Source organism: Paraburkholderia unamae, assembly GCF_003096875.1.
GTDB lineage: Bacteria > Pseudomonadota > Gammaproteobacteria > Burkholderiales > Burkholderiaceae > Paraburkholderia > Paraburkholderia unamae.
In genome coordinates, this window is sequence record NZ_QEOB01000002.1 from 362764 (window position 1) to 389601 (window position 26838).

General features: G+C 65.4%; 23 protein-coding genes. 9 read left to right on the forward strand and 14 right to left on the reverse strand.

What is annotated here, in order from left to right; genetic code table 11:
* Positions 1-138 precede the first annotated feature (138 nt).
* The 3 genes from C7402_RS05670 to C7402_RS05680 are packed head-to-tail and all read left to right on the forward strand — an operon-like array spanning position 139 to position 6262.
* Positions 139-2292: an NHL repeat-containing protein gene (locus tag C7402_RS05670; RefSeq protein ID WP_244314760.1), complete on the forward strand. Its 2154-nt coding sequence runs from the start codon at positions 139-141 to the stop codon at positions 2290-2292.
* 29 nt (positions 2293-2321) lie between these two features.
* Positions 2322-3788 carry a flippase gene (locus tag C7402_RS05675; RefSeq protein ID WP_116609914.1) on the forward strand — a complete coding sequence of 489 codons (1467 nt, stop codon included), beginning with the start codon at positions 2322-2324 and terminating at the stop codon, positions 3786-3788.
* On the forward strand, positions 3785-6262 hold the full coding sequence (locus C7402_RS05680; protein ID WP_116609915.1) for a glycosyltransferase family 4 protein: 2478 nt from the start codon (positions 3785-3787) through the stop codon (positions 6260-6262). Before C7402_RS05675 ends, C7402_RS05680 begins: the two co-directional genes overlap by 4 nt.
* 46 nt (positions 6263-6308) lie before the next feature.
* Here the strand turns inward: C7402_RS05680 and C7402_RS05685 are convergent, their stop codons facing one another.
* The gene (locus C7402_RS05685) at positions 6309-7493 is read right to left on the reverse strand and encodes an acyltransferase family protein (protein WP_116609916.1); all 1185 of its coding nucleotides are present in this window, start codon (positions 7491-7493) and stop codon (positions 6309-6311) included.
* Between the two features lie 200 nt (positions 7494-7693).
* On the opposite strand from C7402_RS05685, the gene C7402_RS46780 reads away from it, so the two are divergent.
* Together C7402_RS46780 and galU are read left to right on the forward strand one after the other, a co-directional pair.
* A complete protein-coding gene (locus C7402_RS46780) occupies positions 7694-7837 on the forward strand; it encodes a hypothetical protein (RefSeq protein ID WP_165841788.1) in 144 nt (47 codons plus the stop codon).
* 306 nt (positions 7838-8143) lie between these two features.
* On the forward strand, positions 8144-9034 hold the full coding sequence (galU, locus tag C7402_RS05690; protein ID WP_112169781.1) for a UTP--glucose-1-phosphate uridylyltransferase GalU: 891 nt from the start codon (positions 8144-8146) through the stop codon (positions 9032-9034).
* Between the two features lie 124 nt (positions 9035-9158).
* Here the strand turns inward: galU and C7402_RS05695 are convergent, their stop codons facing one another.
* The 3 genes from C7402_RS05695 to C7402_RS05705 all read right to left on the reverse strand — a co-directional run bounded on the left by C7402_RS05695 (position 9159) and on the right by C7402_RS05705 (position 12091).
* Positions 9159-10424, reverse strand: a complete 1266-nt coding sequence (locus C7402_RS05695; protein WP_116609917.1) for an RNA polymerase sigma factor — start codon at positions 10422-10424, stop codon at positions 9159-9161.
* Positions 10421-10792, reverse strand: a complete 372-nt coding sequence (locus tag C7402_RS05700) for a YciI family protein (RefSeq protein WP_116609918.1) — start codon at positions 10790-10792, stop codon at positions 10421-10423. Before C7402_RS05700 ends, C7402_RS05695 begins: the two co-directional genes overlap by 4 nt.
* A 243-nt stretch (positions 10793-11035) precedes the next feature.
* The gene (locus C7402_RS05705; protein ID WP_116609919.1) at positions 11036-12091 is read right to left on the reverse strand and encodes an NAD(P)/FAD-dependent oxidoreductase; all 1056 of its coding nucleotides are present in this window, start codon (positions 12089-12091) and stop codon (positions 11036-11038) included.
* A gap of 655 nt (positions 12092-12746) precedes the next feature.
* On the opposite strand from C7402_RS05705, the gene C7402_RS05710 reads away from it, so the two are divergent.
* Complete coding sequence (locus tag C7402_RS05710; RefSeq protein WP_112169455.1) at positions 12747-15053, forward strand: phosphocholine-specific phospholipase C; 2307 nt, start codon at positions 12747-12749, stop codon at positions 15051-15053.
* A gap of 101 nt (positions 15054-15154) precedes the next feature.
* On the opposite strand, the gene hpaC is transcribed toward C7402_RS05710, so the two are convergent.
* Positions 15155-15691 carry a 4-hydroxyphenylacetate 3-monooxygenase, reductase component gene (gene hpaC / locus C7402_RS05715; RefSeq protein WP_116609920.1) on the reverse strand — a complete coding sequence of 179 codons (537 nt, stop codon included), beginning with the start codon at positions 15689-15691 and terminating at the stop codon, positions 15155-15157.
* A gap of 345 nt (positions 15692-16036) precedes the next feature.
* On the opposite strand from hpaC, the gene C7402_RS05720 reads away from it, so the two are divergent.
* The gene (locus tag C7402_RS05720) at positions 16037-16672 is read left to right on the forward strand and encodes a response regulator transcription factor (RefSeq protein ID WP_116609921.1); all 636 of its coding nucleotides are present in this window, start codon (positions 16037-16039) and stop codon (positions 16670-16672) included.
* Between the two features lie 22 nt (positions 16673-16694).
* Here the strand turns inward: C7402_RS05720 and C7402_RS05725 are convergent, their stop codons facing one another.
* From C7402_RS05725 to C7402_RS05745, 5 genes are read right to left on the reverse strand one after another with little or no spacing between them, the layout of a single operon-like run.
* A complete protein-coding gene (locus tag C7402_RS05725; RefSeq protein ID WP_112169448.1) occupies positions 16695-17438 on the reverse strand; it encodes an SDR family NAD(P)-dependent oxidoreductase in 744 nt (247 codons plus the stop codon).
* A 23-nt stretch (positions 17439-17461) separates the two neighbouring features.
* On the reverse strand, positions 17462-18586 hold the full coding sequence (locus C7402_RS05730) for an amidase (RefSeq protein WP_116609922.1): 1125 nt from the start codon (positions 18584-18586) through the stop codon (positions 17462-17464).
* Positions 18587-18621: 35 nt separating this feature from the next.
* Positions 18622-19140: a nuclear transport factor 2 family protein gene (locus tag C7402_RS05735; protein WP_116610081.1), complete on the reverse strand. Its 519-nt coding sequence runs from the start codon at positions 19138-19140 to the stop codon at positions 18622-18624.
* A gap of 10 nt (positions 19141-19150) precedes the next feature.
* A complete protein-coding gene (locus tag C7402_RS05740) occupies positions 19151-19537 on the reverse strand; it encodes a hypothetical protein (RefSeq protein WP_116609923.1) in 387 nt (128 codons plus the stop codon).
* Between the two features lie 34 nt (positions 19538-19571).
* On the reverse strand, positions 19572-20765 hold the full coding sequence (locus tag C7402_RS05745) for an acyl-CoA dehydrogenase family protein (protein WP_116609924.1): 1194 nt from the start codon (positions 20763-20765) through the stop codon (positions 19572-19574).
* Between the two features lie 239 nt (positions 20766-21004).
* Here C7402_RS05745 and C7402_RS05750 point away from each other — a divergent pair, with 239 nt between their 5' ends.
* Positions 21005-22471, forward strand: coding sequence for an ATP-binding protein (locus C7402_RS05750; protein WP_112169440.1), 1467 nt, complete (start codon positions 21005-21007; stop codon positions 22469-22471).
* Between the two features lie 31 nt (positions 22472-22502).
* On the opposite strand, the gene C7402_RS05755 is transcribed toward C7402_RS05750, so the two are convergent.
* Genes C7402_RS05755 through C7402_RS05765 form a run of 3 tightly spaced genes read right to left on the reverse strand, consistent with a single transcriptional unit; the run spans position 22503 to position 24715 of the window.
* Positions 22503-22889: a tautomerase family protein gene (locus C7402_RS05755; RefSeq protein ID WP_112169437.1), complete on the reverse strand. Its 387-nt coding sequence runs from the start codon at positions 22887-22889 to the stop codon at positions 22503-22505.
* A 51-nt stretch (positions 22890-22940) separates the two neighbouring features.
* Entirely contained in the window at positions 22941-23441 is a 501-nt protein-coding gene (locus tag C7402_RS05760; protein WP_112169435.1) for an aromatic-ring-hydroxylating dioxygenase subunit beta, read from the reverse strand.
* Complete coding sequence (locus C7402_RS05765; protein ID WP_116609925.1) at positions 23438-24715, reverse strand: aromatic ring-hydroxylating oxygenase subunit alpha; 1278 nt, start codon at positions 24713-24715, stop codon at positions 23438-23440. Before C7402_RS05765 ends, C7402_RS05760 begins: the two co-directional genes overlap by 4 nt.
* A gap of 153 nt (positions 24716-24868) precedes the next feature.
* Here C7402_RS05765 and C7402_RS05770 point away from each other — a divergent pair, with 153 nt between their 5' ends.
* Entirely contained in the window at positions 24869-25795 is a 927-nt protein-coding gene (locus tag C7402_RS05770) for a LysR family transcriptional regulator (protein ID WP_116609926.1), read from the forward strand.
* A gap of 22 nt (positions 25796-25817) precedes the next feature.
* Here C7402_RS05770 and C7402_RS05775 read toward each other — a convergent pair whose 3' ends face one another.
* The gene (locus C7402_RS05775) at positions 25818-26789 is read right to left on the reverse strand and encodes a PDR/VanB family oxidoreductase (protein ID WP_116609927.1); all 972 of its coding nucleotides are present in this window, start codon (positions 26787-26789) and stop codon (positions 25818-25820) included.
* Positions 26790-26838 lie beyond the last annotated feature (49 nt).

The following is a 26838-nucleotide window of genomic DNA, read 5'->3' on the forward strand; positions in this document are numbered from 1 at the left end:
TTCCGTTTTTTAGAGGCGATTTTTCACGCGGTTTGTACGGCATGATCCAGGCAGATTGCCGTAATCAGACCCGGAGGAATTGCCTTGCCGTTATCGAATCCCGATCGCCGCTTGCGCAGGACGCTGGCGCTGGCCGCGATGTGCACGTTCATCTGCACGTCGTCGGTTCAGACCATCGCCGCGCCGCAACTCAACGTGACGACCTCGTGGATCGGCAACAGCTACGGTTACGGCGAGGGCACGTGGATGCAGATCAACGTCACCGCCATTGCCGTCACGCCCGAAGGCAAGGTGTTCACCAACGCGCCGTGGGACGAAAGCGGCGCTGAGATCAGCGCGTACCAGGACGGCAAGCCGCTCGGCTTTGCCGGCGGCACGCATGGCTGGGGCGGCGCGGGCGGCAATGCCGTCGCCGTGAACGGGCGCTATCTGTATGCGGCTGTTGGCGTGGGCAACGAGAAGGGGCACCTGGTCGGCGGCGGCATCTGGCCCGCGAAGGGCAGCCAGTGGTACGGCATCACGCGCAGGCCGCTGGACGAGCCGAAGCGCGCCGCCGCATTTCAGGCCTCGCCTGACCCGCTCAATCCGCATGCGCAGCTCGCGGGCGCGTTCCTCAAGATCAACGACGTGCCTGCGGGCACGCATGCCGACATTGGCGGCCTCGCGGCGACGGATTCGACGCTCTACGTGAGCAACACGCCGATGAACCGCATCGAGGCGTACGACGCGAACTCGATGCAACGCAAGACGCAATGGGACGTGCAGGCGCCGGGACGCATCGCGCTCGCCGCCGATGGTTCGCTGTGGGTGCTCACGGGCGGCGCGCACGCCCCTCGCATCGACCATTATTCGCCGGACGGCAAGCGCCTTGGCGACACGCTGGCGCTGCCCGACGACACGGTGGCAGTGGATCTCGCGTTCGATCCGCAGCAGCGCCTGCTGATTGCCGATAACGGCCCGCGTCAGCAGATCCTCATCTACACGCGCAATGGCAAGACGTGGACGCAGAGCGCCACGCTCGGCGAGCGCGGGGGCATCTTCGCGGGCGTCGCGGGACGGCCCGGGCCTGGCCGATTCAATGGCTTGACGGGCGTCGCCACCGATGCGCGCGGCAACATCTACGTTTCGACCAACGGCATCGGGCCGCAGCACGACGACAGCATCGGCGCGGGACTCGGCGCGACGCTGGAAGCCTATACGCCCGCGGGCAAGCGCCTGTGGAACCTGGAGGGCCTGCTCTTCGTCGATGGCGCATGGGTGGACCCGCAACGGCCCAACAGCGTCTACACCGGTAACAAGCGCTTCGAACTCGATTTGTCGAAGCCGCCGGGGCAGGACTCGAAATACGTCGGATTCCTGTCGAATCGATTCCGCTATCCCGACGACCCGGTCTTTCATACCGACCAGTGGCCGGGTTTGCCCACCGCGCGCGCGTTGAACGGTCACACGTTCCTGTTCCTTACCGACATGTACGCGGACCACCTGAAGATCTATCGCTTCGACGCGCAGCGCGACGGCGAGACCGCGATTCCCTCGGGCTTCATCGCGGGCCGCGGCCGCGGCGTGCAGAACGTGCCGAAGGCGCCGCCCGGCGGCGACTGGATCTGGCGCGACGCGAACGGCAACGGCGCGCTCGACGCCGACGAATTCACGCGCAATCCGGGCCGCGACCATCTGGCAGGCGGCTGGGGCTGGTGGGTCGACACGCGCGGCGACATCTGGCGCGCGCGCGACAACAAGGGCATCTGGCGCTTTCGCTTCGGCGGCCTCGACGCGAAGGGCAACCCGATCTACTCGTACGACAAGCTCGACAAGTACCCGGTGCCCGCGCCGTTCACCGAGGTGCATCGCGCGATTTACGAACCGCAGACCGACACGCTCTACGTGACCGGCTACACGGCCGATTCGCCGCACGATCCCGGCTTCTGGAAAGAGGCGGGGCGCGTGCTGGTGCGTTACGACAAGTGGTCGAGCGGCCATCCCGAGCAGCGCTACGTGCTGCAACTGCCGTGGGACCCGAAAGCGAAGCCGCCTGTCACGCCCGCGGGGCTCACCGTGGAAGGGCAGTACGTGTTCGTCGTCGAGCCCGCGGGCAACGTGCATGTCTACGACAAGGAGAGCGCCCGGGAACTCGGCACCTTCGGCCCCGGGCCGGAAGTGGGCCACGCCTCGGGCTGGGTCGACGTGCCGTTCGGCATCTCCGCGCACCGGCAGCCCAATGGCGAATATCTCGTGTTCGTCGAGGAAGACGCGCGCGGCAAGGTGCTCATGTATCGCTGGAAACCGGCCTGACCCTCACGGGCCACGCAACTGGATACCTAATGGATAAAGGAATACTGCGCAACGTCGCGATCAATCTGTTCGGTCTCGTGCTGCCGACCTTCGTGTCGCTCGTCACGGTGCCGTCGTATATCCGTCTGCTCGGCGTCGAGCGCTATGGCGTGATCGCCCTCGTGTGGACCTTGATCGGCTACTTCAGCGTGCTCGATCTCGGCATGAGCATGGCGGCGCAAAACCAGATATCGAAGGCCTATGCCTCGAAAGACGCCGACGCCTGCGAGCGCGTGTTCTGGAGCGCGTTCTGGCTCAACTTCACGACCGGCGTGATAGGCGGCCTGCTGATCTACTCGGGCGGCGCGCTCTATACCGCCTATTTCACGCACGTGACGCCCGAACTGCGTCACGAGGTCTATCTCGCGCTGCCCTGGCTTGCCGTGGCGATTCCGGTGGCGAACGTGTCATGGGTGTTTGCGGGCGCAATCAACGGCGCGGAACGATTCGGCATCTACAACACGAACCAGACGCTCGGCACCTTCCTGTTCCAGTTGCTGCCGCTCGGCGCGGCCTGGTGGTACGCGCCGAACCTGCAAACCGTGCTGGCCGCCGCCGTGTTCGCGCGCCTGGTGGCCGCCATTCTGCTGGGCCGTTCCGCTTTGCGCGTGCTCGGCATACGCCATGTGCGCGGCCCGCGCCTCGACACCTCGAAGGCGCTGTTCAATTTCGGCGGCTGGATGCTGGTTGCGAGCATCACGACGATGGTCGCCGATTCGCTCGACCGCATGATGCTCGGCGCGGGCCTCGGCGCGCGCTTCGTGACCTACTACACGGTGCCGCAAAACCTGGTCACGCGCCTGAACATGGTGCCGAATGCGCTGGTGCGCACGCTGTTTCCGCGCCTCTCGGCGCTGGGCCGCGAGCATGCCGATGAAATCGCCGCGCAGTCGCTGCAATTTCTCAATGCCGTATTCACGCCCATGGCCATCGGCGCGATCGTCGTGCTCCAGCCCTTCCTACATGCGTGGGTCGGGCCCGTGATCGCCGAGCATGGCGCGCCGGTCGGGCGCGTGCTGATCATCGCCGTGTGGCTCATCGGCCAGGCGGGCGTCACGCGCATTCTCATCCAGTCGCAGAACAACCCGGCCGCGGCCGCGCGCGTGGGGCTCGTGGAACTGCCGCTGTTCGCGGGCCTCCTGTGGCTCGGCATCTCGCGCTTCGGTTTGCCGGGCGCGGCAGCCGCCGTGCTGTTTCGCGCGCTGTTCGACTACGTCGTGCTGCTTTGGCTCTCGCGCATTCACAGCCGCACGATTCTCGTCGACATGTTCGCACACCTGAGTTTCCTCGCCGCCGCGCTGGCTCTCGCGTGGTGGCTGCCGGACGCGCTGTACGCGATCGGCGCCGGTGTCGTGCTCGCGCTCGCCAACGTGGTGTGGTCGGTTGCGACCACGCCCATGCTGCGCGGCTACGCACGTTCCCTTCTCTTTCGACTGAATTCACGGAAAAGCGCATGAGTCACGAACTGATTGACGAAGCGGCGCCGTCCGAAAGCGCCACCGCGCCCGTACAACGGCGCGAAGCCAACAAACCGCGCCGCCCCGAAGCGGGCGCCGTCATGCCGCTACGGCCGGCACTCGCCGCAGGGCGTGCGCCACGCGTGGCCATCGTGCACGACTGGCTCGTCACGTATGCAGGCGCGGAGCGCGTGCTCGAACAGATCCTCGCCTGCTTTCCGGAGGCGGATCTCTTCTCCGTGGTCGACTTCGTCGAGTCGAAGGACCGCGCGTTCCTGCGCAACAAGCGCGCCACGACTTCGTTCGTTCAGAAGCTGCCCGGCGCGCGCAAACGCTATCGCGCATATTTGCCGTTCATGCCGCTCGCCATCGAGCAGCTCGACGTGTCGGCCTACGACGTGGTGATTTCGAGCAGCCACGCGGTGGCGAAGGGCGTGCTGACCGGACCGGATCAGTTTCACATCAGCTACGTGCATTCGCCCATTCGCTATGCGTGGGACCTCCAGCATCAATACCTTCAGGAATCGAGCCTCACGCGCGGTCCTAAGTCGATGCTCGCGCGCGTCATCCTGCACTACATCCGCAACTGGGACGTGCGCACGGCGAATTCGGTGGACCAGTTCGTGGCCAACTCCGAGTTCATCGCGCGGCGCATCCAGAAGGTCTATCAGCGTCAGGCCGAAGTGGTCTATCCGCCTGTGGATGTCGCGGCGTTCGAGCTGGAAACGCAGAAAGAGGACTTTTACGTGACGGCCTCGCGACTCGTGCCGTACAAGAAAATCGATCTGATCGTGGAGGCGTTCGCGCGCATGCCCGAGCGACGCCTCGTCGTGATCGGCGACGGCCCCGACATGCACAAGGTGCGCGCGAAGGCAACGCCCAATGTGGAAGTGCTGGGCTATCAGCCGTTCGCGGTGCTGCACGACCGGATGCGGCGCGCAAAGGGCTTCGTGTTCGCGGCCGAAGAGGACTTCGGCATTTCCGTGGTCGAGGCGCAGGCATGCGGCACACCCGTGATTGCGTTCGGCAAGGGGGGCGCGCTCGAAACGGTGCGCGACACGGGCTCGCGCCCCACGGGCCTGTTCTTCGAGGAGCAAAGCGCGGAGGCGATTATCGCGGCCGTCGAATCGTTCGAAAGCGATCCGGGCCGCTTCCGGGCCGAGGATTGCCGGGCCAACGCCGAGCGCTTTTCGGCGGCGCATTTCCGCGAGCAGTTCTTCGCGCGCGTGGCGCAAGCCGTGCCCGCGATCTCGCGTGCGGGCTCCGCGCGCGGCGCGCCGCCCGTGGAGATCGAGGCGGACGCAACGGAGGCGCCGCGCGTGCTTGCCATCGACCAGAGCGGCGTGCTGGGCGGCGCGGAGCTGTCGCTGCTCGAAGTGGTGAAGGGCTTGCGTTCGCGCATCGACGTCCTGCTGTTCAACGACGGGCCCTTCAGGGAGGCGCTCGATGCGGCCGGCGCAAGCGTGGAGGTGCTCGATTCGGGCGCGCTGCGCAACGTGCGCCGCGACGGCGGCACTGCGCCGCGCCTTGGCGTGCTCGCGGGCGTTGCCGCGCTCGTGCGCGAGACGCGCCGCCGTGCGCGCGGGGCCGACGTGCTTTACGCCAACACGCAACGCGCGATGGTGATCGGCGTGCTGGCCGGCAAGCTCGCGCGCAAGCCCGTGGTCTGGCACTTGCGCGACATCGTGAGCGACGAGCATTTCGGCCGCGTGCAGCGCGCCGTCATCAAGGGCTGCGCGAAGCTCGGCCTCGCGCATGTGATCGCGAATTCGCATGCGTCGGCGAAGGTGTTCGCCCAGCTCACGAAGTTCGATGCGCGGCGTATCGACGTCGTGCACAACGGCGTGGACGATTCCCCATTCCGTGCGCTCGCGCGTGTGCCGCAGGCGCAACTGCGTGCGCAGATCGGCCTGCCCGAGCACGCGTTTCTCGTTGGCGCGTTCAGCCGTCTTGCACGCTGGAAGGGGCAGCATGTGCTGCTCGAAGCGTTGCTCGACGAGCCGCGCGCGCATGCGGTGTTCGTTGGCGCGCCGCTGTTTGGCGAAGACGCTTACGCGGCGGAACTGCGTGCTTTCGTGGAAGCCAACGGGCTTCAGGCGCGCGTGCATTTCCTGGGCTTTCGCCACGATATCGCCGCGTGTATGCGGGCGATGGACGTGATCGCGCATACGTCGATTACGCCCGAGCCGTTTGGCCGCGTGGTGGTGGAGGGCATGCTTGCGCAGCGCCCCGTGGTGGCATCGCGCGACGGCGGCGTGACCGAGATCGTGGAGCACGGCAAGAGCGGCTTGCTCTGCACGCCTGGCGACGCGAAAGAACTGGCCGCGACGATCACGAAGCTGCACGACGACGCGGCATTGCGCGATCGGCTCGCGGTGCAGGGCCTGGAAACCGCGCGCGAGCGCTTTGGCAAGCAGCAGTATGTGGAGGCGGTGGAGCGCGTGCTCGACGACGTCGTGGCGCGCGCCAGGTAACCGCGCAAAGAAAAACGGCGGCGCCATGCGCCGCCGTTTTTTTTGATCAGGCCGCGACCCGCTTTCTGAGGCGCGCGGCGGCGTTGAGCGCGGGACGCTCGAAAAGACGATAGAACACCCAGGCCACCGGCAGCACGGCCAGCGTGAAGCCGAACGACGGCCAGATGGACGTTTGCAGCGCGGAGCGGAACAGCAGCGAGCCGAGCAGCACGAAGAGCGGCAGATGGATCAGATAGAGCGAATAGCTGAAGTCGCCGAGCTTCGAGAACAGCGGCAGCAACACGCCGCGTGACTCGCTTGCGGGACGATCGAGCGCCTTGACGAGATAGCAGGCGAACGCGCAGGCCCACAACTGGAATGCCCCGAACTGGCCGAAGTGGAAGGCCGCGCAACCGGCCACGGCGAACAGCGCCGCCGCCGGATAGGCGAAACGAAAGCCGGACGCGCCGCGCAGGCGTACTTCGGCAATCCACGCGCCGAGCATCCACGAGAACCAGTACGACGTGAAGACGATGATGTCGTGCCGTTCGAGCGTGAGCGCGGAAACGACGTTGATGAGGGCCACGGCGGCGAGCACGGCGTTCAGGCCGAAACGGCGGCGCGCGGCGAACAGCAGGGGATAGAGCAGATAGAACTGCACTTCGAGCGAAAGGGTCCAGAGCGCGCCGTTGGAGCCGTAGGTTTTACCGGCCACGCCTTGCAGCGAGAGCAGATTGACGAAAAACGCGTGCGCGCCGATCTCGTTGATCTTGTGGCTCACCGGCAGCAGTGTGAGGCTGATCGTATCGGCGGCCAGCGTGAGCAGCAGCGCGGCGAGCAGCACCGGATAGATGCGCACGAAGCGGCGCAGCCAGAACTGCCGCGCATCGAGCCGGAAATTGGGGTTCGACATGAGGCGCGCGGCGCTGCTACGGTGAATGCAATAGCCGCTGATGACGAAGAAAATCGGCACGCCCGCCGAGCCCCATGCAATGGGCAGCGTGAGCCACGCGGCGATGGTGCCGGGGCTCGCAAGACTCGCATGCAACTGGTGGAACGCGCCCATGCCGATCCAGGTGACCTGGCGGCAATGGAAATAGGCCACCAGCAGGGCGGCAATGCCGCGCAGGCCTTCGATCAGATGGTCGCCGGCAAGCTCGCGAGTCGCAGCCTTCGGCCGCGCGGGCGCGGCGCCTGGCGCCGGTAGCGCCGATGCGGGCGGCATGGCGGACTGGAATACGGGATCGCTCATAGGTATCGGACGGTCCTTCGGGGAGGGTACACCGCGATCTTAGGGCCGCGCGCGCGAGGAAAATGCACAAAAGATTTTCAAAATGTATTCGGAGTGGAAAGAGAAAAGGAGAAATAAATGGCTTAAAAAGCAAAGCGGTTTATTTGTGGAATTTGTGATGCTAGTTTGTGTGTGATCGACTATGGTCGCTGGAGAATACGATGAACCTGCACTTGCTGGCCGGTGTGGCCGTGCTGTTGATCCTCGTGGGGGTGTCCGCGTACCGAGAAGCCTTGCGCAATGAGCCTATCCGGCGCTCGCGCAGGCGTTCTGGCGCGTTGCCGCCTGCCGATGAGGTCGAGTAAGCCGCGCCCGGATGATCGGCGCGACTGACTCGCGAGACATAACGCAATACCCAATCAATACGGAATAAATTCGAAAAAAGGAACGGGGTGCATCAGGAAATTCATGCCGGTTATTCGAAATGAATGGCAATAATTTCCGGTGCGCCGACCGGCGCTCGTAACCAGGATTTACGGGTCTTTTTTATTCCGGAAAAGGCGGTATACGATCCCTTTCAATACAAGAACTGCTAACGCAGAACCCTCGGGGAAGTCGGCTTGCCTCGCTGCGAGACCGAGACTCAAACGAACGATCTGGGAATGAATATCATGTTGAAAGTAACCAAAGCAGTCTTTCCTGTCGCAGGCCTCGGGACGCGCTTCTTGCCCGCCACCAAGGCGAGCCCCAAGGAAATGCTGCCGATCGTCGACAAGCCGCTCATCCAGTACGCGGTGGAAGAGGCGATTGCTGCGGGGATTACCGAAATGATCTTCGTGACCGGCCGCAGCAAGCGCGCGATCGAAGACCATTTCGACAAGTCGTACGAGATCGAATGCGAACTCGAAGCCCGTAACAAGCAAAAGCTGCTCGACCTCGTTCGCAGCATCAAGCCGGCCAACGTGGACTGTTTCTATGTGCGCCAGGCCGAGGCGCTCGGTCTTGGCCATGCCGTGCTGTGCGCGGAAAAGCTCGTGGGCGGCGCGCCGTTCGCCGTGATTCTCGCGGACGACCTGCTTTACAGCCCCACGCCGGTCATGAAGCAACTCGTGAACACGTTCAATCACTATCACAGCTCGGTGATCGGTGTGGAATCGATCGCGCGTGAGCACAGCGCGTCGTACGGCATCGTCGACGGCCGCGAGTGGGAAGAGGATGTGTTCAAGCTGTCGGGCATCGTCGAAAAGCCGGCGCCGGAAGTCGCCCCGTCGAATCTCGGCGTGGTGGGCCGCTACGTGCTGATGCCCACGATCTTCGATCATCTGCGCTCGCTGAAGCCGGGCGCGGGCGGCGAATTGCAACTCACGGATGCGTTGCAGTCGCTCCTGACCGAGGAGCAGGTGCTCGCCTATCGCTACATGGGCACGCGTTTCGACTGCGGCAGCAAGCTGGGCTACCTCAAGGCGACGGTCGAATTCGCGCTGCGCCACCCCGAGGTGAAGGACGAGTTCGAGGCTTATCTGCAAACGCATTTGCCGGCGGCGCTGGCTGCGGCGGCCTGATACCCGGAAGCGACGTAACGACCACGCTACGGGGTGATTCGATGCGCGCGGGCTTCACGCCCGCGCGTTTGCATTGTGGCGCCCCGTACGCACCGAGCGCAGAGTCCAGACGATCGAGCGACGGCTAACCGCGTGCCGAAGCCGCTTCCATGCGCCGCGCCTGGAGAAACCGGCGCACGGCCGGGTCGCGTTCGAGGCCGATCGCGAGATCGTATGCGCCGAGCGCTTCGGCCGTCGCACCGGTGCGCGCCAGCAGATTGGCGCGCGCGGCCCAGTAGGGTTGATAGTCGGCCAGCCGGGGATCGTCGGCATAAGGCGCGAGCGCGTCGAGCGCGGCCTGCGGGCCGTCCCGCTCCGCCAACGCGAGCGCGCGATTCACGGCAACCACGGGCGAGGGCGCAATCGCGAGCAATCCATCGTAGAGCTGAACAATGGCGCCCCAGTTGGCGCGCCCCGTGCGGCAGCGATCCACATGCGCCGACTGTAGCGCGGCCTCCAGCTGAAAGCGCCCGATTGCGTTGAGCGCGTTGGCGCGCCGCAGCAGGGCGTTGGCCGCGTCGATCATCGGCGCGTTCCAGGTGGCCGCATCTTGTGCGGAAAGCGGCACGTATTCACCGGCCGCGTCGCGTCGCGCATCGCGCCGCGCATGCGTGAACAACATCAGTGCGAGCAGACCCAGCGTCTCCGGTTCGTCGGGCAGCAGTTCGACGAGCAAATGGGCGAGATACAGCGCTTCATCCGCGAGGTCGCGCCGTACGGTGTCGCCGCCCACCGGGTCGGTCCACCCCTCCGCATACGCCGCATACACCGCTTCGAGCACCGCCGCGAGCCGGCCGGGCAATTCGTCGCGCTCGGGCACGCTGAACGGAATGCCCGCTTCGCGGATCTTGGTCTTCGCCCGTACGAGGCGCTTGCTCATCGCGGCGGGCGACATGAGGAACGCGGACGCAATCGTCTTCGCTTCGAGTCCAAGGACCACTTGCAGCATGAGCGGCGTGCGGATCGCGGCTTCGAGCGCCGGGTGCGTGCAGGCGAACAGCAACGCCAGCCGCCGGTCGGGCAACGCGCCGGCTTCGCGCTCGTCGATCTCGTCCGCGAGGATCGTGAGCTGGTTCGCCACGTCGTCGCCCACCTGGCGATGGCGCACGCCGTCGATCGCGCGGCGGCGCGCCACCGTCATGAGCCACGCTTCGGGGTTCGCGGGGCAGCCGTGCTCCGGCCAGCCGGCGAGCGCGGCCGCGAACGCGTCGGCCAGCGCATCCTCGGCGGCAGCCACGTCGCGGGTGCGCATCGCCAGCAATGCGACGAGCTTGCCGTAGCTGCGCCGCGCCACCGCTTCGGCTGTCGCGCGCGCGGCAGCGTCAGCGGGGGCGCCTGCGGGCTGACTCATGCAGCGGAGGGCGCGTCATAGGGCGCGGTCCAGACGGGGCGCACTTCCATGATGCCGTGGGCCGCGCCCGGACAGCGCGCCGCCCACGCGATCGCCGCGTCGAGATTGGGCACGTCGATCAGGTAATAGCCCGCGAGCTGCTCCTTGGAGTCGGAGTACGGACCGTCGAGCACCTGCGGCTTGGCATCGACTAGGCGCACCGTGGTCGCCGAATTCGTGTGCTGTAGCCGGTTGGCGCCCAGCAGCGCTTCCGCCTTCTGCAACGACTCCGTGTACGCGTGATAGGCGGCGACGCCTTGCTGCCGCTCGCTGTCCGTCATCTGGTTCCAACGGCCTTCTTCCGAATAGATCATCAACAGATATTGCATGTGAGCCTCCGTCATGGGGTTGAGGCGGGGAACGAATTCGGTCCGCCTGCACAATGACGCGCGGGCCGCATGCTGTTGGACAGAGGGCGTCAAATAAACGCGCTGCGACGCGCTCGTCCGCTTCGGGTTTCGCTTCGGCTTTCGCTGCGTTTGCTGCGTTTGCTGCTGCGCCGGTAAGCAATCGTTTCATTCATATTCGCGACGCCGTAGCCTCGAAACCGTGTTTCGACGCAAGGTAACACGTCAGGTATGAACGGCGGCGATTCGCTCGGCGAGTTTGGCGTCGTAGCTGGAGTGCACGTGCACGCGCTTCTTGTCCGGGAACGCATAGGTGTAGGCCTTGCGCAACGCCAGCGACGCTTCATGGAAGCCCGAAAGGATCAGCTTCTGCTTGTTGGGATAGGCGGCGATATCGCCCGCCGCGAAAATGCCGGGGCGAGAACTTTCGTAGTACGACGTATCGACGGGAATCTTGCCCGCGGGATTCGCGATTCCCCAATCCGCGATCGGGCCGAGCGCTGCAACCAGGCCAAACAGCACGAGCAGGTGATCCGTGTCGATACGCGCCGAACCTTCGATCTGGCGCACGTCGATCGATTCGAGCCTTCCTTGCGGCGCATGCAACTGGCCAATCGTGCCGACCACGAAATCCATCTTGCCTGCTGCGACGGCCTCATGCATGCGGGCCACGCTGGAATCGGCCGCGCTAAAGCCGGGGCGCCGATGCACGAGCGTAACGCGTTGCGCGACGGGAAGCAGCGACAGCGCCCAGTCGAGCGCGGAGTCGCCGCCCCCCGCGATCACGACGTTCTTGCCCGCAAACGTGTTCACATCGGCGACGCTGTAATGGATGCTGCGGCCTTCGAGCGCGGGCGCTTCGTCCAGCATGAGCCGTTGCGGCACGAATGCGCCATTGCCCGCGGCCACGAGCACCGCCGCGGCGTTGAACGCGAGGCCCTGGTCGGTGCACGCGCGCCAGCGGCCGTCTTCCAGGGCTTCGAGCGATTCGATCCGCTGGCCGAGATGCATCGGCGGGTCGAAGGGGCGGCACTGTTCCATGAGCCGGTCGACGAGATCGCGCGCGGTGCAGGACGGAATGGCCGGAATATCGTAGATCGGTTTGTCCGGGTACAGCTCGATGCATTGACCGCCTGGGCGCTCGATGCCGTCGACGATCTGGCACGAGAGACCGATCACGCCCGCCTCGAATGCGGCGAACAGGCCCACCGGTCCCGCGCCGACGATCAGCACGTCGGTGCGGATGTCGGGGGCGCTCGATAGGGTTGGTGTGGATACCATACGTATTCCTCATGGAGGTGAGTCGGGGGCTTTTAATCAGGGACGCAAATCCGGCTGCGTCACGATTGCCGTCACATCCACCATACAGAGGCAATGCCACACCCGCAACGAAGGTATTACAGCGGGCGTGGAATAGCCGCCCGGACCCGCCTGGAGGATGCGCTGCGCGCGGCGGGCGTCGAACCGGACATGGTCATGCCTTCGCCGCCATGCACCGTTATTGGGCCTGGGGGCGAGTCCCATTCCGCTCGACTTGCGGGTGATGCCGAAATGGATGGAGTGGCGGTGCGCCAGAGCCGTTGAGCGCGCAACGTTCAACATGACAGAAACATGACCGACGCGGCTTCGCAATGACGCCGACATCGGCCCGTCATTTGCGACCCTTATATTCGGCACTCGCCTGAATCTGAGCGTGGCGGCATGGCCCGCAGGGTGGCTATCGCCAGGTCACAGGCGCAGAACAAAACGTCCTTTGGGCTTCCACGAGCGGGGTCTCGGCAGGCAGCCTTCCGTCCAGGCGGCATTGAGCACGGAGCGCGATCGTTGCTTTCGCATCGATCGTGACAAACCGTACCCGCTCGCCTTGCGGAATCGCTGCGGTGAATGTACTCGAAGGTCTCGATTATCAAGCCAGATAATAAGGAGCACCTGCACCGTGAATTCCCGTCGCAAGTTTCTGCAAAATACGGCCACTGCCGGTTTGTCGGCCGCCGCGCTGAGCGCGTTCCCGCCCAGCATCCGTCGTGCGCTCGCCATTCCCGCGCACTACGAAACCGGCACGATCAAGGACGTCAAGCACGTCGTGCTGCTGATGATGGAAAACCGCTCGTTCGACTCGTATTTCGGCACGCAGAAGGGCGTGCGCGGCTACGGCGACCGTTTCGCCATCCCCGCGCAAAACGTCAATAACGTCTTTTATCAGACCTATAAGGACGGCCAGGTCTACACGCCGTATCACCTCGACGCGACGAAGGGCAACGCGATCAACGCGGGCGGCACGCCGCACACGTGGTCGGACGCGCAGGCGGCCTGGTCGCTCGGCCGCATGAACCAGTGGCCGGTCGCCAAGACGCTGCTTTCGATGGGCTACTACGAAAGCGCCGAAGTGCCGTTCCAGCGCGCGCTCACCGACGCATTCACGCTGTGCGACCACTATCACTGCTCGATGCACACGGGCACGATCGCGAACCGCCTGTACTACTGGACGGGCACGAACGGGTCGAGCGGCGTTAGCCCAGCCACGGGCGCGGGCGTCAAGGTGGCAGTCCTGAATAACCAGTACAACGACGGCAACGACGTCGGCTTGCCGGCGCAAGGCACCACGGGCTGGACGTGGACGACCTATGCGGACCGTCTCGCGGCGGCAGGGGTGAACTGGAAGGTCTATCAGAGCCTGTACGACAACTACGGCTGCAACGAGATGATGAGCTTCCAGCACTGGCGTCAGGCGATCGCCAGCATGCCGCAGGCACGCCGGCCGTGGTATCTCGCGAGCGAAAGCCTCTCGCAGTACAACAACGCGAACGTGCCGCAATTGCCGGTGTACGAGCCGTCGGACAAGGCGCTCAATGCGCTCGCGCCGGGCTTCTCGAACACGATGCCGGACGGTTTGCTGGCCTCGTTCATTGCCGACATTCAGAACGGCACGCTGCCCGAAGTCTCGTGGATCATTCCGCCTTCGACGTACAGTGAGCATCCCGGCGTTTCGACGCCCGCCACCGGCGGCTGGTACATTCAGGCTGTGCTCGATGCGCTCACGGCGAACCCGGAAGTGTTCAGCAAGACGGTGCTGCTCGTGAATTACGACGAGAACGACGGCTTCTTCGACCACCTGCCGCCGCCTTCGGCGCCCGCGCGCAATACGGACGGCACGCTCGCCGGCGCCTCCACGCTGAGCGACGCGCAGATGGCGTACGAGTACCACAACTTCACGCCCGCCACGGCGTCGCAACCGGCCCAGGACGGCCGCCCCTACGGGCCCGGCCCGCGCGTGCCTATGTGGGTGATTTCGCCGTGGAGCCGTGGCGGCTGGGTGAATTCGCAGGTGTTCGATCACACCTCCACGCTGATGTTCCTCGAAAAGCGCTTTGGCGTGAAGGAGCCGCAGATCACGGCCTATCGCCGCGCGATTTGCGGCGACCTGACGAGCGCATTCAACTTTGCGGCCCCGAACAACGAGGCGCTGCCCACGCTCAAGGGCAGCACGACACAGAGCGCCGCGAGCGCGCTGGTCACGGCCCAGTCGGCGCTGCCGGCGATTCCGGTCACGCCCAACGGTACGCTGCCGGTGCAGGACGCGGGCGTGCGTCCGTCGCGGGCGCTGCCGTACGAGTTGAATGTGCAGGCGAAGGCGAACCTCTCCGCGGGCGCGATCACGCTGAAGTTCGTCAACACGGGCCGCGCAGGTGCGGTTTTTCACGTGTACGACAAGCTGAATCTGGCCAACGTGCCGCGCCGCTATGTGGTCGAGCCCGGCAAGTCGCTGGAGGACAACTGGGCCGCTGTCGCGAACAACGCGGGCAAATATGACCTGTGGGTGCTCGGTCCGAACGGCTTCCATCGCCATATCGCGGGCAACCTGTCGACGCTTGGCGCGCGCAACGCGGCGACGCCTGAAGTTGTCGCGCAGTATGGCGACGGGCAACACGCGCTGTTTCTGAGTCTGCGCAACGACGGCGGCGGCAAGGTCCAGCTCACGGTCAAGTCGAACGCCATCTACGGGGCGCTGCGCGACGCGGGCGGCGACCCGTTTGGCCGCCAGAACGGCACGACGTGGGTCGTGACGCTGCATCCGGGCGAGCACCGGGAACTGGGCTGGGACCTGAAGCAGACCGGCAACTGGTACGACTTCCTCGTGACGTCCGATTCGGACAGCAGCTTTGCACGCCGCTTCGCGGGGCGTGTCGAAACGGGCCGCCACTCGGTGAGCGATCCGGGCATGGGGCGCGCCGACAGCTTCTAAAGCCCTGTAGGTGAGTGCGCCGGGCGCCGCGCAACTTGCGGCGCCCGGCGCACACTGTCATTCAGTCAGTCAGGTATCCAGAGTAATGCTCGAGGCCCGACTCACGCCGCCGCGCACAGCCTCGAAAGGCGATGAAAATTGCGGTCGAAATAAACGAGCCCGTCGCCGTCGCTACGCACGCGAATATGGGTCGCCTTCACGAACATGACCGAGTGCGAGCCAACGTCCTTCAACTCGACGATCTCGCCTTGCAGGCTCGCGAGCGCGTCGCGCAGCACCGGCACGCCGTGCTCGCCATCATCCCAGAGCGGCAGGTCGAAACGCTCGTCCATGGGCAATTGCGTGAGGCCCGCGAAATGCTTCGCGAGCAATTCGTGCTCGCCCGGCAGCACATTCACGCACACACGGCCGTTGCCCGCGAAAGTGGCGTGCATCGCGCTCGAACGGTTCAGGCAAACCAGTAGCGTGGGCGGCGAGTCGGTGACGGAACATACTGCGCTCGCCGTGATGCCGCACCGGCCGAACGCACCGTCGGTCGTGATCACGTTGACGGCGGCGGACAAGTGCGCCATGGCCTGGCGAAAGTCCTTGCGGGCGTCGCTCGCGGGCAGCGGGGTCATGCGGGATGTGTCGGACATGTCGGGTCTTCCGTGCAAGGGTGTTGCGTTCATTCGTATCGGCGTCTGTTGCTTTGGGCCTCGGATTCAAGCGTACGGCAAGCCTCGCGCGAAAAATACTGTCGCGAATCGCCCGTGTGCTGGCGTCGTTCCCGAGCCGCCTAAAGATTTCACCAGGTTGGGCCGCAAGCGTTACGCGCACCTTGGTGCTGCCAGGGGAAATTAAGGGGTAATGCGCCTGTTCAGGGCTTTTTCGGCTGGTTATGATGGCGTCACAAATGCGGGAGCGCGAAGATGAATGGAGGCGGCCGGTAGCAACGGGCACGTCTCGCCGCGCTTCGCAACCCACCATAGCGGAGAGAGGAGATGACATTACCTGCCCCGGTCATCTATATCGTCGACGACGACAACGGCATGCGCACTTCGTTGGCGTGGCTGCTGGAGTCGGTTGGCGTCAAGTCGGAAGGATTCGCGAACGCGACCGATTTCCTGCGTGCGTTCGATCCCGACGTTCCGGCGTGTCTGGTGCTCGACGTGCGCATGCCGGAAACCAGCGGTTTCGACGTGCAAACGGAATTGAATCGGCGCGGCGCGACCTTGCCGGTGATTTTCGTGAGCGGCCACGGCGACATTCCCATGTCCGTGCGCGCGTTGCAGAACGGCGCGATCGATTTCGTCGAAAAGCCGTATAACTCGCAGCAGATGCTCGATCGCGTGCAACGCGCGATGAAGCTCGCCACGCAGCGTCACGCCGCCGACCAGAAACGTCGCGATTTGCGCAAGCGCCTCGAATCGCTCACGGGGCGCGAGCGCGAGGTGCTGCGCGGCGTGATCGACGGCAAGGGCAGCAAGCGCATTGCCGCGGAACTCGATATCAGCGTGAAGACGGTGGACGTGCACCGCGCGAGCATCAAGGAGAAGCTCGGCGTGGCCTCGATCGCGACGCTCGTACGCGATGTGATGGCGGTGTGGGATCAGGACGCGCAAGCACCCGAGCCGTGAAGCGGCGCGGGCACGGCGGGCGTTAGCGCATGTAGAGCCCGCCGTTGATATCCCAGCAAGCGCCGTTGGCGAAATAGGCGTTGCCCGAAGCGAGCAGCACGGCGGCGTCGGCGATATAGTCGGCGGCACCCAGACGGCCAACGGGAATGCTGGCGATCACCTTGTCGAGTTTGTCCGCGGGCACGCTCTCGTGCACGATCGGCAAATCGAGCGGTCCCGGCGAAATCGCGTTGACGGTCACGCCCGAAGCGGCGAGGTCGCGCGCGAACACCTTCGTGAGCGTGATCGCGCCGCCCTTGGCCGCCGCGTAGTGCGCGCCCGTGGCCGAGCCGCCGTTCTGGCCCGCGAGCGAGGCGATGTTGACGATGCGTCCCTCGCCCTGATTCGCGAAATGCTGCCCGAACACCTGGCAGCCGAACAGCACGCTGCGCAAATTGACGTCGATGACCTGATCGAACTGCTCGGCCGTGATCTCCATGACGGGTACCACTTTCGATGCACCCGCGTTGTTCACCAGCGCATCGATGCGTCCCCAGCGCGCGACGATCGCGTCGCGCGCGCTCACGAAATCCGCTTTGCGCGTGACGTCGAGCGCGATGGCGAACGCGCTCGAACCATCGGCGCTCAGCGCGCGTGCGGTTTCACCCGCGGCTTCGACCGCGACGTCGCCAAGCGCGACGCGGTAACCCGCCGCATGAAAACGCGCGGCAATGACGGCGCCGAGGCCGCGCGCCGCGCCGGTAACGAGAACGACTCTGCTGGACATGGGTTGGGTATTCCTTTAAAGACTTAGTCGACGAGCGCCGCTTCGAATGCGGCGGCCACGGCGCAGACCTGTTCATCGGCGCCGTGCCGGCCGATGATTTGCAGTCCGGCCTTGAGCGGCGATCCGTCGATCGGCAAGGGCAGGCTCAGCGCCGGGTGGCCGCTGAGATTGAACGGACGAATGAGCGACGACATCGCGATGACCGACACGCCGCGCCGCGCGTCGTCGATCGTGATCGGCAGGGCGGGCAGCGTCGGCATCACGATGACATCGACGTTCTCGAGTGCATGGTCCACGGCATCGGTAAAGCTGCGCCGCACGCGCTCGGCCGCGCTCACCTGGTCCGGCGTCGTTTGCGACGCGGCGCGCAGGCGCGCTTCGAGATCCGCGCCGAGCAGGCCGCTGCCGACGAGATGACCGAACGCGGTCCACGTTTCCACGTTGATGATCGCAAGGCCCGCCTGGAAGGCTTCCGTGAGGCCCGCAAGTTCGATGACGTGCGAAGCGAAGCCCGCGCGTTGCGGCGCGCGCTCGACGGCCGCGAGCAGGTCCGCTTGGGCATCGACGCGCGCGACGCCGATCCGGCACGCCGTCACGCGTTGCAGCGCGGCCTGCTTGTCGAACGCGGGCGTGATGGCGCCCATCGTCTCGACGATCATGCGCACGTCGCGCGCGAACGGGCCGACGCAATCGAGCGTCGATTCGGCGGGCGCGACGCCGTGCCGCGAAACGCGCCCGAACGTGGGCTTGAGGCCGACCACGCCGCAACATGCGGCGGGGCCGCGAATCGAGCCGCCTGTGTCGGTGCCGAGCGCCGCGTCGGCCAGGCCCAGGCCGACCGCGCTGGCTGAACCGCTCGATGAGCCGCCGGGAATGCGTGCGGCATCCTGCGGATTGACGGGCGTGCCCGTATGGTCGTTGATGCCAGTCATGCCGAACGCAAGCTCGTGCATGTTGGCCTTGCCGATGATTCGCCAGCGAGCGTCGAGCAGCGACTGCACGACGCTCGCGTGCTGGCGCGCGGGCGCGGCGTTGGCGAGCGCGCGGCTTGCGCCGGTCGTGGGCATGCCCGCGATGTCGATGGTGTCCTTGATGGCGACGGTCGGTCCGTCATCGCCAAGGGAGAAGGCACTGATCAATGCGCTCATCGATTAGGATTCCATTTGATTATCGGACCGATGGGTCAGGATGCAGGGCGCGGCGAGACACGCCACGGCGCATCGAAAAGACGCTCGGTGCGAAAGTGCGCGATGAGCCAGGCCGAGGCGTCGGGCGCGCTCACGAAGTCCACTTCGAGGCGCGCGCCGATCAACTCCGCGCGATCCCCCTCATAGCCCGAGGCTTGCAACATGATCCAGCGTCCCTTTGCACGGCCGGGCGACACCATGTCGATGCTCTCGGACGTGAGAAAGTGCACGTTGGTCGCGAAATGCGGTTCGGGCGGCAAGTAACGCGCCAGCATCGCGACGATCGCTTCGCGCCCCTCGATACGGCCGAATTTGCTTGTATATTGCGGGCCGATGCCTTCCCACACCGCGTCGGCCGTGAAGAGGCGCGCGAGCGATTCACCGTCGAGCGCGCCGCTCGGCACGTCGCACAGCGCCATATAGCGCGCCATGGCTTTGCGCGCGGCGCTGGCGCCTTCGAGTGCGGTGAGGCGCGCTTCGAGCGCGGCGATCCTGCGTTCAGCGTCTGAGGTCATCGCCATGGGCTCAAGCGTTGGCGGCGGGCGGCACCGCGGGCGGCACAGTCAGCGCGCGACCCACGCGCGCCTCGATCTTGCCGTAGCGCCACAGGTTGTATTCGCCCACTGGCGTCGTGCGATAGAGATTGCACACGGCCACGGCGGTGTCGAAATTCGCCACGTCGGCCATGATGTAGAAGGTCCACGGCGCGCCGTCCGACTGGCCCACCACGAGGCGGTCGTCGTCCATGACGCCGAGCACCTTCACGCCGTCCATCGCTTCGACGGCGGCGAGCATCTTGCCGTACGCCTGCCAGACTTCGCCGATCTTCTCGCGTGGCAGGTCGAAGAAGTTTTGCGTCACGCCGCAGCAAAAGAGCACGCGCAGGGGCAGGGGAGCGGTTGTTTCGGACATTTGAATGATTCCTTTCGATATGTGAGGTTTGCGGTTACAGATAGCCCGGAATCGGCGGTACGCCGACGAATACGGCGCCCGCGCCGTCGAAGTTGCCTTCGCCGAGGAATGCGTGCTGCGTGACCACCATCGAGTCGCGCAGCAAACGCTGCAAGGGGTGCGTCTTGTAGATCGCCATGGTGCCGCCAAGGCGATAAGCGCGATTCACGACGTCGGCGCCTTCGCGCGCGATCTGCGTCGCGGCAAGCCGAAGCAGACTGACCTGGTCGGGCGTGACGGGATGGCCCGCGAGGATCGACTGCCAGACGCTGTCCGTCGTTTCGTAGAAGAAGGCGCGCGCCGAACGAAGCTGCGCTTCCGCCTTCGCTAGCTCGATGCGATAGTACGCGCGGTCGGCGAGTTGGGGCGCGCCGGTCGTCGTGCGGCGGCCGCCCGACATGTGGTTGGCGACGTCGAGCGCGGCGCGTGCGAGGCCGAGGTTCACGACGGCGAGCACCTGGGCCGCGTAGGCGACGGTCGGGTAGCGATAGAGCGGTTCGTCCACGCAGGGTTCGCCGCCGCGCACGAAGGTCCAGTCGTCGGTGACGATCTGGTCGGTCACGCGCAGGTCGTGACTGCCCGTGCCCTGCATGCCGACCACGTTCCAGTTCTCGACGATCTCCACCTGCTCGGGGCGGAACACGGCCGTGCGCGGCTTGTTTGCGCCGCCGCCGCCGTTACCGGTGCTGATGCCCACGCCGAGCCAGTCGGCGCCCTTGCAGCCGCTCGCGAACTTCCACGTGCCGTTCACACGCCAGCCGCCGTCGACGGCCTGCACTGTCTGCACCGGGAACAGTCCGCCCGCGAACACTTGATCGGGGCCGCTTGCGTAGATGTGCGCCTGCGTTTCGAGCGGCAGCGCGGCCAGGTACACGTTGGCCGAGCCGAAGCTCGCGACCCACGCGGCGGAACCGTCGGCCACGGCAATGCGCTCGATCATTTCGAGGAATTCGCCGGGCGCGCGCGCGTCGCCGCCAAAGCGCTTCGGCGTGCCCGCGCGATAGATGCCCGCGCGCTTGAAGAGGTCGATGACGTCGCGCGGCACGTGCGAAAGCCGGTCGAATTCGTCGCGGCGGGCGGCGACCACGTCGATGACTTCGTCGAGCGAGAGGGTGTCGGCCGGTTGCGCGAAGCGGTCATGCGCACGGTTGTCGCTGTGGGATGCGAGGGCGGTCGCAACGGATGCCATGATGTTCCTCCTGAGTTCCTGGGCCGCCAGGTTGTGGGGCCGGTGTTCGGTACGTGTTTCGGTGCGCGTGTAGCCTGGAACTCAGTCTAGAAAGGCAAAAAGGGGTCATCAATTGGGACGCCGCACGCATTTTTAAGTAGCGTTCCCCGCGCGCCTAAAGAAATCTTCAGATTCCCCGCGCGCGGCCCGGATGGTATCGTCTGGGGACCACCAGGCGGCATGCCGTCCACCTCACGATCATGACGTACCCCACCGACGACGACTTCCGGCGCCTGCTCGACGCCTTGACGATGTGCGTGCTGCTGCACGACGCGAGCACGAAAGCGATTGTCTGGGCCAATCGCGCCGCATGCATCGCGCTCGGCTTTTCCGTGGAGGAATTGCTGCCGCTGAAGGCGCGCCACATGACGCGCCCCGAGCCGAAGTACGCGCGCGAAATCGCCGTGGCGGCGATGGACCGTTCGATCACCGAAGGGCCGCAGGGCTACGAATGGTGTTATCGATCGCGCACGGGGCAGGACATGCTCTCCGAGGCCATCGCGACCTATGTGCCGCTCAAGGAACGCGCCGTCGTGATGGTGCAGTTTCGCGACATCAGTGCGGAAGAGGCCGTGCGCCAGGAATTGCGTCGCTATGAAACGCGATTGCGCGAATTCATGCAGGACCTGAGCGAAGGCGTTGCGGTGCTCACGCATCACGGCGAGGTGGAATTCATCAGCGATTCGGGGCGGCGTTTGCTCGGGCTTGCCGAGGGCCAGGCGCCGGGCGCGGTGTTCGACTACTGTGGCGAGCACGACCGCGAACGCCTTGCCGAACAACTCGACGACGCGCCGCTCCAGCACCCCTCCGAGCCGCAACGCTACCGCATGATCCGGCGCGACGGCAGCGGCTGCTGGCTGCGCCTCACGTGCCGGCGGCTCGTGATCGAGGACGATTTCGATGGTCTGCTGATTCACTTTCGCGACATCTCCGACGAAGTCAGCATCGAGGAAGCGCGCCGCACCGAAGCGCGCATGCTCGAATACGCGGGGCGTTACAACGCCATGGGCGAGATGGCGACGGCCATTGCGCACGAGTTGAGCCAGCCGCTCGCTGCCGTGCGCAACTTCATCGAAGGTGCGATCCGGCGGCTCGAACAGGCGGGGCCGGTTGAGGACGCGATCTGGGGCCTGCGCAGCGCCGACCGCCAGGCGGAGCATGCGGCGCTCATCATCAAGAGCGTGCGCGAATATATCGTGAAGCGCGAGCCGACCGAGGTCCGCTCGGACCTGCGCGACATTCTCGCGGACGTGGCGTACTTCATCGAACTGCGCGCGCGCGATGCGGGGGTACGAGTGCATATCGTGCAACCCAAGGCGGTGCTGCCCGTGTTGTGCGAACGTGTTTTGATTGGCCAGGTGGTGCTGAATCTCGCGTTCAACGCGATCGACGCATTGGCGGACGTGGACGCTGACCGGCGCGATCTGACGCTTGCGTGCGAGCAACAAGACGGCAAGGCAATCGTGAGCGTGATCGACAACGGTCCCGGCGTGCCCGCCGACGCGCACGGGCGGCTGTTCGACGGCTTTTCGTCGTCGAAGGCGGGCGGCAACGGCATTGGCCTGTCGCTGTGCAAGAACATCGTCACGCGGCACGGCGGCACGATCTGGGCGCAACCGGGCCCCGGCGGCGGGCTCGAATGCCGGTTTGCGTTGCCGCTCAACTGACGGCCCGGGTTTAACGTCTCGATTCGTAACGTTAGCGCCCGAGCGAGCGCGCCGTCTTGCCGCCAAGGCCGAAGTCGGTATTCGGTATGTCCTTGATGATGACGCGCGTGGCGTCGAGCGGCGAGTCGAGCACGTCGGCGCTGGTGGTTGCAAGCGCATCGATCAGTGCGGCTTTCTGTTCGAGCGTGCGTCCCGCGATCAGGATCGCGACGATGACCGGCAACGCGGGCGGCGCGCCGTCCGCGGCGCGCTTGCCGCCAATGCCGTAATGCGTGTCGGCCAGCTCGCTCAGCAGAATGCGCACGGCTTCGGCGGGCGCGCCGATCGCTTCGACGGTGGCCTCCGTGAGCCGCCCGATCAGCGCGGCCTTGCGGGCTTCTTCGTGGCCCGCGGGCAAATAGACTTCGAGTGTAGGCATGAATTCGAATGGAAGCGGGGCGCGCAAGACCGGCCGCGCGCCCCTGTCTTGTTAGAGCAGGAAGCCGATGGCGCTCAGCGCTTCGGTCGAATCGATCAGGCGGATCACCTTTTGCAGCAGCCTGGGCTCGCCGCTCGCGAAGCTGATGCGGTGCGTGAGGTCGGCCGCGAAAATCGTGTTCGCGCCGCGCTTGTACGCGACGATGACCTGCGCCGACTTCACTTCCACGGTGTCGGCCGCGTCGCTCGACAGCGTGAAGCGCGAGACCGTGCGCACCGTGCGCGCCGCGTCGCTTGCCGATGCCGAATAGCCCGAGGTCATGCGCTGCACGCGCATTTCGCGCATGTGCTGGTCGTCGTACGCGTAGTTCAGCGTAGCGGCGAAGTCGGTCGTGTGCGGATCGATTGGCACGACGTAGTAACCCTGCGGGTCCCACAGGTCGAGCCATGCGCTGTATTCACGGCGGTCCAGCATCTCGGCTTCACGCCAGATGAACTGCACGGCGCGCGTAAAGGTCTCTTGCGAGTTGAGTACGTTTCGATCGTCCATCATGCCTCCATCATGGTGCGCCACTGCGCATACGCTTCGCGCATGCCGGTTTCGTCGGTGGCGTGCGCGGTCTTTTCTCCGTTCGCGGCCGTCGTTTCGCGGTTCAGACCGCGATTCACGAGAATCGGAATGTTGGGTCCGGCGTGCGAGCCGCGTTGCACGCGCTCCCACGCTTCGGCGTCGTCAGGGCTGCCAAAGCCGAACGGGCCCTGGAAATGCTCGTGAATACGCAGGCGCACGCGGTTGGCTTCCTCGGGGCCGCCGTCCATGGCGAGCGCCACGTGGCGGATTTCGGTTTCCTCGGCGGAAATCGGGCGCAGCACGCGGAAGAACGCCATCGAAAGCGCGAGGTTCGGGAACAGGTTCAGGTTGAAGCCCACGCCCATGAGGGAGCGCACGATGCGGCGCACTTCTTCGTGCGTGTGGCGTTCGGCGAGTTGTGAGGCCAGTTCCTGGAAGCGCTCGGGCAGCGGCGCGCCGTCGTCCTCGTCGAGGTCCACGAGTTCGGGCACGAGCACGGCGAGGCTGTGGCCGTTGCCAAGCGAGCGGCAGAAGGCCTGATCGCTCGTCATGAAGCTCGTGATGGCGGCGGCCGTTTCATCGTCGATCGACTTCATCCACGACTTGTGCACGACGGGGAAGTGATAGAGGTCGGTGGTGTTTTCGAGCTGGATTTTCCAGTTGCCCTTGAACTTGAACTTGTGCTCGCCGTTGGCCTTCACGGGGTAGCCCGCGCCCTGCTTCATGAAGAGGTCGATCCACGGCTTCGCGCCGCCGAGGAAGTCTTCGAGCGGTTCGATCTCCTGGTTGAAGCTCGCGAAAATCAGGCCTTGATAAATGCCCACGCGCAGCTTTTCGAGCGGCAGGTCGCCCTTTTCGCACACGCCTTCGTAGCCGTCGCCATAGGGCAGCGCGCGCAGCGTGCCGTCGAGCGCGTACGACCAGCTATGGTAGGGGCACGTGAAGCCCTTGGCGTTGCCCTTGTGCTCCTCGCACACGGTCGCGCCGCGATGGCGGCAGCGGTTTTGCAGCACGTTCACCGTGCCCGTCTTGTCGCGCACGACGATCACGGGCTGGCGGCCGATGGTGGTGGTGCGGAAGTCGCCCGCGTTGGGCAGTTCGCTTTCGTGCGCGACCCAGATCCACGTCTTGTAGAAAATGCGTTCGAGTTCCGCTTCGAACAGCGCCGGATCGTAGTACAGCGAAGGCGCGATGCGGTCCGTCTCTACGCGGCCGCGCAGCGTACTCGTGTCGATGGTCTGCCAGGTATCGCTCATGGTGTCGGAGTATCGGGGTGGTCGCGATGTCTCGCGAGGTTATTGAAGCGCGGGTCGTTTGCCGCCCGCGCGTTGATTGAAGTCTCGTCTGCGGTGCTCCATACGTCAAATCGATCTAAAATTGAACCTCACATAAATACGGCTGATAAAACCATGCCTTCACTCGATCAGGTCGATCTCAATCTGCTGCGGGCTTTTCACGCGATCGTGGAGGAGCGCAGCCTCACGAAGGCGGGCGAGCGTCTCGCGCTTTCGCAGCCCGCCATCAGCTATTCGCTGTCGCGCCTGCGCGCGCTGTTCGACGACCCGCTATTCATCCGCACGCGCGCGGGCATGCAGCCCACGCCGGTTGCGCTGGAACTGGCCACGATCGTCGGGCGCGCGCTCGACACCGTGCGCGAAGCGCTGCGCTATGCCGAGCGCTTCGATCCGGCGGTGAGCACGCGCACGTTCAGACTTTCGCTTTCGGACGCGGGGGAAATGGCGTATCTGCCGCCGATTTGCGAGGCGCTGCATCGTGAAGCGCCGCAAATCAAGGTATGTGTGGAGCCGCTGCCCGTGGAGGAGATCGAGGACGCGCTGCGCGCGAGTCGGCTCGACTTCGCGATCGGCAACTTGCCTGAGCTGACTTCGCGTACGCGTCATCAGTTGCTCTTCGAGGAAACGTATGTGTGCATGACGCGGCGCCGGCGTGGTTTGCCGCGCGGCGATGCGCTCAGCCTCGCGCAGTTCGTCGAGGCTTCGCATGTGCAGGTGAGGTCGGTCGAGCACAGTCACCACGCGCTGGACGACGCGCTGCGCTCGCAGGGCGTGGGCCGCAATATCGCGCTCGAATTGCCGCACTTCGTGGCGCTGCCGGGCGTGCTGGCGGTAACGGATCTGTACGCGACGTTACCGCGCAGACTCGCGCACCTCTTCAATCCGGACGGACGCTTCCAGATTTACGCATTGCCGGTGAAGGTGCCGGTGGCGGCCGTGACGATGCACTGGCACGAGCATTTCCACGAGGACGAAGGCATTGCGTGGATGCGCGAACTCATTCAAGGCATCATGGCGCGCTTCGACGCCGCGCGCCCCTGATCGTAGCGGCGCGCGTGGCCCGCTAGATATCCAGCACGAGCACCGGCGAGCGCGAGCGCGAGATGCAGCAGCAGATCACCTTGTTGCTCGCGCGCTCGGCCTTGCTCAAACAATGGTCGCGATGCTCGGGCTCGCCCGTCACCACGTCGACCATGCAGGTGCCGCATACGCCTTCGCCGCACGACGTATCGACCTCGATGCCGATCGTTGCGAGCGCATCGACTATCGACGTGTTCTTTTCTACGCGCACCGTCTGGCCCGTGCTTGTCACCTGCACGTCGAATGCTTCGAGCGTCGCGCCGCTTTCGGGCGCGGCGGGTTCGGCCGCGAAACGTTCGAGGTGGATCGCGTCTTCAGGCAGACGCGTGGCGGCCGTGACGACCACGCGCTCCATGAACGCCGAAGGCCCGCAGGTATAAACGTGCGTGCCCGGCTCGGCGCTGGCGAGGCACGACACGAGTGCGCCGTCCAGCGCATCGGGCTCCACGCCGAAATGCAGTTTCACGTAATCCGCAAACGGCGCGCGCGCGAGCAGCGGCAGGAATGCCGCGTGTTCCTCGCCGCGCGCGAAGTAGTGCAGTTCGAACGGAGCGTCGAGCTTGATGAGGCGGTACGCCATCGAAAGCAGCGGGGTAATGCCGATGCCCGCGCCAATGAGCACATGGCGCTGCGCCATCGGCGCCAGCTGGAACAGGTTGCGCGGCGCACCCACCGAAAGCTCGGTGCCGATCGACACGTCGTCGTGCAGCGAACGGGAGCCGCCGCGCGACGCGTTTTCACGCTTCACGGCGAAGATCTGTGCGGCGCGCTCGTCGGGGTCTCCGCACAGCGAATACTGGCGCGTGACACCGGAAGGCGCCGTGACGTCGATATGCGCGCCCGGCTCATAGGCGTCGAACGGCTTGCCGTCGAGCCGCGAAATGCTGAATGAGCGAATGCCGCTGGCTTCGTCGCGCATGGCGTCTACGCGGACCTTGAATGTGTTGGCTTGCATGATGAGGCCCGATCGCTGAAACGGCGGGATGCCGCACTATAAGGAACTG